Below are 9,269 nucleotides of genomic sequence, written 5' to 3'. Positions count from 1 at the left end.
CCCGCACGCGGCCCCGGTACGGGGACTGCCTCCGGCCGCAGGACCGGGGCGGGCCGGGCGACGGACCGAGGCCCTGAGACGTGCGCGGCGCGGTCGAGGCCATGCGCGGCGCGCCCGGAGACACCCGTGGAGGGACCGGCGGGACGCGCGGAGGGGCCGGCGGCTTGCGTGGAGGGACCGGCGGCTTGCGCGGCGGCGTGCCCCCGCTCCGGAAGCGCGGTGACGGCTGTCGCGGGCGCACCGCCCAGAAGGGTCAGGACGGCGAGGAGCAGCGCGGCAAGAACGTGCCGCGCCTGGTGCGGCGGTGTGCCGTGCGGCCCCGTCGGGGGCGCGTTCCCCCGGGGTGCCCCCGGGAGGGGGCTCACCTCAGCCGGACCGGGCGGACGGACACCGCGCCATCGGCGGCGGGGCCCAGGGCGGAGTCCAGGATCAGCGCGGCGCCCCGTACGACGGCGGTCTCGGGGTCGGGGGTGATGCTCACCGGTACACCGAGGCAAGTCGCGATCCGGTCCGTGACGTCGCGGCGGAGCGCTCCGCCGCCGGTGAGCACGGGCCCACGGCGCAGTGCTCCACGTACCGCTCCGTGCCGGTCCTCACGCCACATGGACGTGATCATATCGAGGACGTTCCGGACGAGTTCGGCGGCCGGTGACCGCGGTCCGAGATCGCTGAGTCCCGCATCGGCCTGGCGGGCGTCGACGACCGTCCCGTCGACGAGGAGGGCGACTTCGGTCAGCTCGGCACCGATGTCGACGACGAGCACCGGACCGCTGCCCAGCCTTCCGGCGCACGCGGCCGCGGCACTGGCGCTGTTGAGGACCACGACACGGGACGCCCCCAGGGCGGCGAGGAGTTCGCTCGCCAGCGTGCGGTGTTCCTGTCCGGCCAGGACCGGGTGACTGAGCACGATGGCGCTGCCCTCCCGGTCGGCGCCCAGCGCGGTGTCGGCGAGGCGCCTCAGCAGCCCGGCGCAGGACTCCGCGTCGACGATGCGTCCCCGCCGGACGGGCCGGCCGGTGCCGTCCTCCCAGCCGACCGGTCCGCCGCTGACGAGCCCCTGCCCCGGGACCCAGGCGCGGGTCCCGGAGCTGCCCAGGTCGACGGCCAGTCCCCTCACGGGACCGGGGCGGCGCGCCGCACGGGCATGTGTGTCCTGCGACCGGAGAACCGGCCGGCCGCGCCGCCGTCCGTCACGCGAAGAACGCATCGGCCCTCACCCTCAGGTCTGCCGCCACAGCCGTCGCCAGTCACCGACGCATAGCGAGGCTAGATCGATCTTTCACTATGCAATACAAAGAACATAAACGCCACTTCCTCGATAATTCCAAGGTGCGCACTCGCGTGCACCTTTCACGCCTCCAGGGCCAGATAGGTCTCGACCAGCTCCGCGAATTCCTCGGGTGCGGCGATCCGGACTCCCAGATCCTCCGCCTTGTCCCGCTTGGATCCGGCCTTCTCCCCGGCGACGAGCAGACTCGTGCGCTTGGAGACGCTGGAGGAGGATTTCCCTCCGGCCCTCTCGATCAGCTCGTTCATCTGGTTGCGCGAGAGCTTCTCCAGAGCCCCGGTCATGGCTCCGGTCACCACGACCGTCATGCCTGCGAGCGGCAGGCCGGCCCCCGCCCGGTCCTCGGCACCGTCCTCCTGCGCGGCGCCGGGCTCCGGCGGCGGAGTCGCACCGGGCTCCGTCATGTTGACTCCGGCGGCCACCAGCTTGCCGATCAGCGGCGCCAGCTCCTCCAGCTCCCTGACCACCGCCGCCGCCTTCTCCTTGCCTATGCCGTCGACCTGCTGCAACGCCTCGGCGTCGGCGGCGACGATCCGGTCCATCGAGGCGAAGTGGCGCGCGATCCTACGGGACATGGAGCGACCCGTGCCGCGCACCCCGAGGGCACAGAAGACGCGGGACAGCGGACGGGCAGCGGCCGCCTCGACGGCCGCCAGCAGATTGTCCGTGGAGGTCTCCCCCATCCGTTCCAGGGAGAGCAGCCGGTCGCGCTCCAGCGTGAAGAGATCGGCGAAGTCCTGGACGAGGCCCGCGTCGACGAGCTGGACGACCCGGGTGGCACCGAGCCCCTCGATGTCGAGCTGATCACGCCCGGCCGCATAGGAGATGGAGGCGACCAGGCGGCAGTCGCGGCCCCGGATGCAGCGCCAGCGCTGCTCGCTCGTGTCGATGTCCGAGCCGCACTGGGGGCAGACCTCGGGGAATTCGACCGGCTGCTCCTCGCCCGTCCTCAGATGCGCCACCGGCGCCTCGATACGAGGGATGATGTCGCCGGCCTTGTAGACCATGACATGGTCACCCAGGCGCAGATCCCGGCGGGTGATGTCGGCCGGATTGTGCAGCGTGGCGTAGCTGACGGTGGAGCCGTCGATCTCGACGGGCTCCAGGACGGCGCGCGGCGCGATGATGCCGGTCCTGCCGACGTTCCACTCGACACCCAGCAGCCGGGTGACCTTCTCCACGGCCGGGAGCTTGTACGCGATGGCCCAGCGCGGCGCCCTCGTCCCGGAACCCGCGTCACGCTGGTCGGCCGCCAGGTCCGCCTTGATCACGATGCCGTCGATCCCGAACGGCAGCGAGGCGCGCAGCGCGGCGATGTCCTCGACCCCGGCCTGCACCTCCTCGACCGTGGTGACGGTGCGTGGGGCGACCGCGGTGTCCGCCGCGGTGTGTATGCCGAGCCCGGCGACGTACTCGAGGACCTCGCTGTGCGGGAGTTCGGCCAGGGTGGCCGTCAGCTCACCGGACTCGGGCAGCGCGAGCGCGCCGTACGCGAAGAAGGTCATCTCCACGCGGTACGGGCGGTCCTTGGCCCGCAGGGTGCCCGCCGCCCCGTTGCGCGGATTGGCGAAGGGCGCGGCGCCGTGCTCGGTGCGCACGGTGTTCGCCTGCTCGAACTGCTCGTTGGTCATGAGGATCTCGCCGCGCATCTCGAGGGTGACGGGAGCGCCGAGCCGCTCGGGCAGGCCGAGCACCGTGCCGATCGCGTGCGAGACGTCCTCGCCGGCCGTACCGTCGCCCCGGGTGATCAGCCGCTCCAGCCGGCCCTGCCGATAGCGCGCCGCGACGGCCAGACCGTCGAGCTTGGGCTCCACGCTCCAGGCGGCGACGGGCCTGCCGATGCGCCGCTCCACGGACGTGGTCCAGGTGACGAACTGCTCGGCGGAGAACACGTTGTCCAGCGAGAGCATCGGGACGGTGTGCGGCACGTCCCCCGAGGCCGCGCCGCCCGCGACCTTCCCGGTCGGCGAGGCGTCCAGCACCTCCTGAGGGTGCTCCTCCTCGTAGGCCGCGATCCCGCGCACGAGCCGGTCGTACGCATCGTCGTCGAGCGTGCTCTCACCTGCGGTGTAATACGCGGCGGCGGCGCGCCCGGCCTCTTCCACCGCGGCTGCGTAGGCGGCTGTATCGGCGAGCACACCAGCTGAGTTCGTCGTCATGACCACCATCCTGCCGTCCACCACTGACAACGCCCCGTGGCCGCTGTCCGCACCAGCACGCGAGAGAGCGCTCTCCTGGGATCGCGTCACTCAACTTCGTTCAAATAGCAGGTAATTGGGGGCCTCGCGCAGAGTCTTGACATGCTTACGTCACACTTCTACGTTCCTTGAGAGAGCGCTCTCTACCCTGGCCGGACCACCGGTCAGAGGAACCCCACTTCCTCAGAACAGGAGTGCCGTGCTCTTCCTCAGCAGACGTACGACCGAACACCGGGGACGCAGAGCCCTGCCGCCGTGGCGCTACCGCATCGCGGGACTCGCCGCCGCCGCACTCGCCCTGTCCTTCATCCAGGCCAACGCCGGCAACGCGGCCGGGGACGGGGCCTCCCAGCCCGCGCCGAAAGCCGCCGCCGACGTGGTCCGGGTCGCCGAATTCCTCGCGGAATGCCCTTACACCCACCGCGCCCCCGACGACCCGATAGTGCTGCCCAACCTGCCGGGCGCCTCGCACATGCACAGCTTCTTCGGGAACGACTCCACCAACGCCCATTCCGATCTGGCCTCGCTGGAGAGGGCCGGCACCAGCTGCGCGCCCGCGACCGATCTGTCCTCGTACTGGGTCCCCACGCTGTACGACGGCGACAAGGAGGTGGAGCCGACCGGCACCACCTTCTACTACCTCGGCGAGGGGGTCCGGGACGACATCATCCGGACGATCAAGCCGTTCCCCCGCGGGCTCCGGATCGTCGCGGGCAACGCGAAGGCGACCGGCCCCGACGACAACACCATCTCGCGCTGGTCCTGCCTGCACCACGGCGAGGTCAACCCGTCCCACGACTTCGTCAACTGCCCGGCGGGCTCGATGATGGAGAGCTATCTGGACTTCCCGCAGTGCTGGAACGGCAGAGATCTCGACTCGGCCGACCACAAGAGCCACATGGCCTACCCGGTGGGCGGCGCCTGCCCGTCGACCCATCCGGTTCCGGTTCCCAAGCTGCGCCAGGTACTGCGCTATCCCGTGAACGGCGACCCGGCCCGATTCCGACTGGCTTCAGGACGCGGCTTCACGATGCACGGCGACTTCTTCAACGTCTGGCCGGAGGCGGAGATGGCGCAACGGGTGCGCGACTGCATCAACGCGATCATCAAGTGCGGGGCCGACGGTACTCCCTGATCAATCGTCAGCTCTCTGTTCAGCGGTGTCTGCCCAAGTCCTCGCGGCTGGGGCAGGCACCCCCAGGCAAGGACCACCCATGCAGGCTCGTCGCACCGCAGCGCTGTTCCTCCTGCTCACCGTCCTGACCGCGTGCGCCCCGGGAGGAGGGGAACGGACAGCGGACTCCGGATCCGTGCCCTCGCGTACGGCGGCCGCCCCCGTCCCCTCCGTGGACCCGATCGATTCCGCCTGGGTCCAGTTGATGATCCCGATGGACGAACAGGCCGTGATCCTCCTGGATCTGGCGGCGGAGAAGGCCACCGGTCGCCGGCTGCGGGCCTGGGCGGCCCGCCTGCGTACCGCCCAGGCCACCGAACTGGCGGAGCTGCGGGGGCTGCGGGACCGCATGGGGCTGCCGGACACCGACCTCCACAAGGGGCACGACATGCCCGGCATGGTGACCGCCGAGGATCTCGAAGGCGCCCGCACGGCCGGAGGAGCCGCATTCGACCGCTTGCTGGTGACGCAGATCCACGACCATCTGCGCCAGTCGGAGCGGGTCTCGCGCTCGGAGACGGCGTCGGGGAGAGGAGCGGAGGCCACCGCACGGGCGCAGGAACTCGTCACCGCACGCGGGAAGCAGCTGGCCGCCCTGACTGCGCTGTGCACGGGCAAGGGCGCTGACGTGCCGGAACCCTTCACGTGCCCGTCGGATCACCCGGTATAAAAGACGGCATGACTGCCGACGTTTCGCCGCCCGTGCGCCCCGCCACCCTGGAGGACGTGGCCGCGGTGGCGGGCGTCTCCCGGGCGACCGTGTCCCGTGTGATCAACGGTGCGACCACGGTGGATCCGGCACTGCGGCGGGTCGTGGAGGAGGCCGTGGCCACCACGGGCTACGTCCCCAACCGCGCGGCGCGTTCACTGGTGACCCGCCGGACCGATTCGATCGCCCTGGTGGTGTCGGAACGCGAACGGCGGCCCGTCTCCGAGCCGTTCATCGGCCGGATGTTCTCCGACCCCCACTTCGGGCGCGTGGTCGGCGGGCTGATGGACGTGCTGCGCCCCGCCGGGATCCAGATGGTGCTGATGCTGGCCGACGACGAGGCCTCCCGCAATCAGCTGTTGTCGTATCTGCGCCAGGGGCATGTCGACGGAGTGGTGCTGATCTCCTCGCACGCCGACGACCCGCTGCCCGGCCTGCTCCACGACACCCGGCTGCCCGCCGTGCTGGCCGGCCGGCCCCGCCGGCCCTCGCCGCTCACCTATGTCGAGGCGGACCAGCGGGCCGGGGCCCAGATGGCGGCGGACCACCTGGCGGCCCTGGGGCGGCGGCGCGTCGGAACGGTCGCGGGTCCGCAGGACATGCCTGCGGGGCAGGTGCGGCTGACCGGTTTCCTGGACGCACTGGAGCAGCACGGCATCGGGGACGTCGTGACCGCCGAAGGCGACTTCACCCACACGGGCGGGGCGTCGGCGATGCGGCAGCTGCTGCGTGAACGGCCGGACCTGGACGCGGTGTTCATCGCCTCGGACCTGATGGCGCTGGGTGCACTGCCCGTGCTGCTGCGGGCGGGCAGGGACGTGCCCGGGGATGTGGCCGTGGTGGGCTTCGACGACAGCAACGCGGCGGTGGCGTGCGATCCGCCGCTGACGACCGTGCGTCAGCCGGTGGAGGAGATGGCGGCCGAGATGGCCCGGCTCCTCCTGAAGCAGATCGGCAAACCGGGCGACGGCCCCGCACCGTCCGTGGTCTTCCATCCGACGCTGGTGCGGCGCGAATCCGCCTGACACCCAGGGCCTCTCACCCCCGTGCGCCCGGGACGGCGTCGTCGGGGTCCGGGACCGCAGGGAGGGGGCGCACGGCACGGACCGGGTGACCATCGCGGTCCGGCCCGTCGGCGCCGGCAGGGATATCGGCCCGCGCGGGGACGTCCTCGCCGACCGCCCCGTCCGGGAACGGTTCGTCCACCCGGACCGCCCCGGCGAAGCCCTCCTGCCGCAGCGGTACCTGGGGTCCGGAGAGCTCCCTCAGCCAGCGCGCCAGCACCCTGTGCACCGCCTCCGCCCCGACCGGACCGGCCGCGGACACCCCCACCGGACCGTCCGGAGAAGCTCCCCGGGGTGCGTCCGCCGCCACGGCGTCGAGTGGGTCCACCAGCGTCCGCGGCCACAGCAGGAACGGCCGCGACTGCTCGCCGCCCAGCCCGCCGTGCGAACCGATCTGCTCCTCGAAGGCGTGTACACGGCCGGTCTCGGGGTCGTACATCGAATTGACCATCACATCCGCGACGTGCGGGAAGCCGTCGGTCCGCCGCACCGCGTCCGCCGCACCGGACCCGAAGGCGGCTATCGGCCCTTCCCCGTCCGTCAGCTCCGCCACCGGGATCTCCACCCCGCCACGGCCGAGCACCACCGACCCGTGCTTCTGGCTGCGTACGAGCAGGAAACCGATCCCCGGATGGGCGGCTAGCGTGCCGAGCAGCGCGGGGTAGCGGCGGTCGAGCTGCTCTCGCGAGGCCCGCCCCTCGATGTCCGGGAACGACAGCAGCCCGAGATTTCCGGAGGCGAGGACGACCGGGTCGGAGGGCTTGGCGGGGTGCTGCGCCTCCTGCTCCCCGGCGACGGGCCTGTGCAGCGCGATGCGCACGGCGTCGCGGGCCTCCGAGGCGCTGCGGGTGCGCTGCGCCCGGCGGGGTACGGGCAGCCCGCAGCCGGCCCGTACGAGGTCCTTGAGCGTGAGGCCGTACCGCCCCGCGAAGGTCTCCCCCGGGCTCTGGCCGTGGTCGGACAGCAGCACGATCCGGTAGTCGCGCGGGGTGTGGTCCGCGATCTTCAGGATGAGGCCCAGCGAGCGGTCGAGCCGTGTCAGGACCTTCTCAGCGTCCCTGCTGTGCGGCCCGGAGTGGTGGGCCACCTCGTCGTAGGCGACCAGGTCTGCGTAGACCGCGGTGCGTCCCGCGAACATGTCGCCGATCACCGCGGCCACCACCACATCGCGTTCGACGACGGTCGCGAACGCCCTGATGAAGGGGTAGAGACCGCCGCGCTTGACCCGGGGTGACTCCTTCCGTACCCGTGCCCGGACGGACTGGCCGATCTCACGGCCCACCTCGGCGACGAAGGACAGGGCCGTACGGACGGCGTTGGCCGGGTCGGAGAAGTAGGCGAAGTAGCCGGCGCGGGAGCGGCGTCCCTTGCCGAGCCTGGCGGCCATCGACAGGACCAGGGCGAGCTGGTCCGCGCCGCCGCTGAAGAGATTGCCCCGGCTCGCACCGTCGACGGTGAGCAGCCCGCCGTCGTGGGTGCGGGCTATGGCCCTGCGCTGCAGTTCGAGGGCGCTCGCCGGCCTGCTGGAGACCATGACGGTGCCGGTCTCCTTCTCGAACCAGCGGAAGGCCGGCACGTCGAAGTTGCTTCCGTGCAGGATGCCGAGCTGGCTGGCGCCGGTCTGGCTGGACCAGTCGGTGGTCCACGGGGTGAGCCGGTGGCCCGCCTCGTCGGCGAGCAGGCCGGCCACGGTCGGCATGAGGCCGTCGGCCGCCGCCTGTTCCAGTACGTCATGGCCGACGCCGTCGAGCTGGACGAACACGATGCCCGGCGGGCCGCCGCGCCCCCCGTCCGCGCTCTGCGGCGTGCCGCTGCGTCTGCGGCGCCGGTCGGCGAGGCGGGAGAGTCTGCGCCGGTAGGCGTCGTCGTCACGGACCGCGAGGGCGGTGGAGGTCGCGGAGGCGACGGCTGACATGACGGCCGCCACGACGACGGCGGTCTCCGGGTTGGCGTCGCCGCGCCCGTCCGGGATGAGCCGCAGGGCGATCAGCAGCAGCGAGCCGTTGAGGAAGAAGACAAGGGCGCCCAGCACCAGGGCGGGCACGATGAGCAGCGCCCTGACGAGCACGGGCCACACCAGGGCGGAGAGCAGACCGAACGCACCAGCACCCCAGGCCGCGGTGAAGGCGGTCCTCGTGACCGTGTCGCCGTCGTCGGCCTGGAGCTGGAAGTCGGGCAGGATCCCCGCCAGTGCCAGCATCGTGAGCGTGGAGACGGCCCACACCGAGATCACGCGTATGAGGGTTCCCCCCGCCCTACGCCATCGCCCGTCACTCACGCCGTTCCACCTCACGTCCGGGCCCGGTGTTCGTCATGGGCCCGCGTCAAGCCTGTCATAGCCCCTTCATGCTCTTCCGAGGCCCCGGGCCCTCTCCGGGGATCAGCAGCCGTCGTATCCTGCGGTCGGCATGGAGAGCCTGCGGTGGACGCTGGCCTTGCTGCGCGCGGTGTAGACGGGCTCCTCCAGGCCGGCGAGTTCCAGCCGTACGCCGCGGCGCTCGCACTCCGCCGCGAAGTCCGGCACCGAGACGAGTGCCCGTGCGAGCACCCGGTCGTTGGGGGCCACGAACAGCTCGACCTGTCCGCCGTCGGCGCCCGCCCACAGAGCGTGGTGATCGGGGCGAAGCCCGTAGACGCGGAGCTGGCGGGTGACGACGTACCCCTGGTCAGCGGCCCAGCGTGCGCACATGGCGTGCTGGCTGCGGGTGTCGACGAGGAACGGGTCGCCGTCGAGCTCTTCCAGCGGCGTGAGACTGGCGATGGCCGCCACCCGTACGTCTGCGATGACGTCGCCCATGAACGGATCCCCCCGCACTCGGATGCTGTCCACGACCCT

At 71.9% G+C, this 9,269-nt stretch carries 7 protein-coding genes and 1 pseudogene; 3 read left to right on the top strand and 5 right to left on the bottom strand.

Going from position 1 to position 9,269, the window contains the following annotated elements; genetic code table 11:
* From ACFWFI_RS15710 to ligA, 3 genes and pseudogenes are all read right to left on the bottom strand, one after another.
* A pseudogene (locus ACFWFI_RS15710) lies at window positions 1–365 on the bottom strand (hypothetical protein); the annotation flags it as partial.
* Window positions 362–1,207 carry a rod shape-determining protein gene (locus tag ACFWFI_RS15705; RefSeq protein WP_387389818.1) on the bottom strand — a complete coding sequence of 282 codons (846 nt, stop codon included), beginning with the start codon at window positions 1,205–1,207 and terminating at the stop codon, window positions 362–364. The pseudogene ACFWFI_RS15710 and the gene ACFWFI_RS15705, both read right to left, overlap by 4 nt.
* Before the next feature lie 143 nt (window positions 1,208–1,350).
* Entirely contained in the window at window positions 1,351–3,447 is a 2,097-nt protein-coding gene (gene ligA, locus ACFWFI_RS15700; RefSeq protein WP_387389816.1) for an NAD-dependent DNA ligase LigA, read from the bottom strand.
* A gap of 238 nt (window positions 3,448–3,685) precedes the next feature.
* Here ligA and ACFWFI_RS15695 point away from each other — a divergent pair, with 238 nt between their 5' ends.
* The 3 genes from ACFWFI_RS15695 (at window position 3,686) to ACFWFI_RS15685 (ending at window position 6,394) form a co-directional block, all read left to right on the top strand.
* Entirely contained in the window at window positions 3,686–4,621 is a 936-nt protein-coding gene (locus ACFWFI_RS15695; protein WP_387389814.1) for a DUF1996 domain-containing protein, read from the top strand.
* Window positions 4,622–4,700: 79 nt separating this feature from the next.
* Complete coding sequence (locus tag ACFWFI_RS15690; protein ID WP_387389812.1) at window positions 4,701–5,330, top strand: DUF305 domain-containing protein; 630 nt, start codon at window positions 4,701–4,703, stop codon at window positions 5,328–5,330.
* 8 nt (window positions 5,331–5,338) lie between these two features.
* Window positions 5,339–6,394 carry a LacI family DNA-binding transcriptional regulator gene (locus ACFWFI_RS15685; protein WP_387389809.1) on the top strand — a complete coding sequence of 352 codons (1,056 nt, stop codon included), beginning with the start codon at window positions 5,339–5,341 and terminating at the stop codon, window positions 6,392–6,394.
* A 13-nt stretch (window positions 6,395–6,407) separates the two neighbouring features.
* Here ACFWFI_RS15685 and ACFWFI_RS15680 read toward each other — a convergent pair whose 3' ends face one another.
* Entirely contained in the window at window positions 6,408–8,711 is a 2,304-nt protein-coding gene (locus tag ACFWFI_RS15680; protein WP_387389807.1) for a phage holin family protein, read from the bottom strand.
* Between the two features lie 102 nt (window positions 8,712–8,813).
* Window positions 8,814–9,230: a hypothetical protein gene (locus tag ACFWFI_RS15675; RefSeq protein ID WP_387389819.1), complete on the bottom strand. Its 417-nt coding sequence runs from the start codon at window positions 9,228–9,230 to the stop codon at window positions 8,814–8,816.
* Between the last annotated feature and the right edge of the window lie 39 nt (window positions 9,231–9,269).

It is taken from the genome of Streptomyces sp. NPDC060209 (assembly GCF_042728155.1).
Classification (GTDB): Bacteria; Actinomycetota; Actinomycetes; order Streptomycetales; family Streptomycetaceae; genus Streptomyces.
Note: the sequence above shows the minus strand (reverse complement) of the source record. Positions and strands in the feature narration are given on the sequence as shown.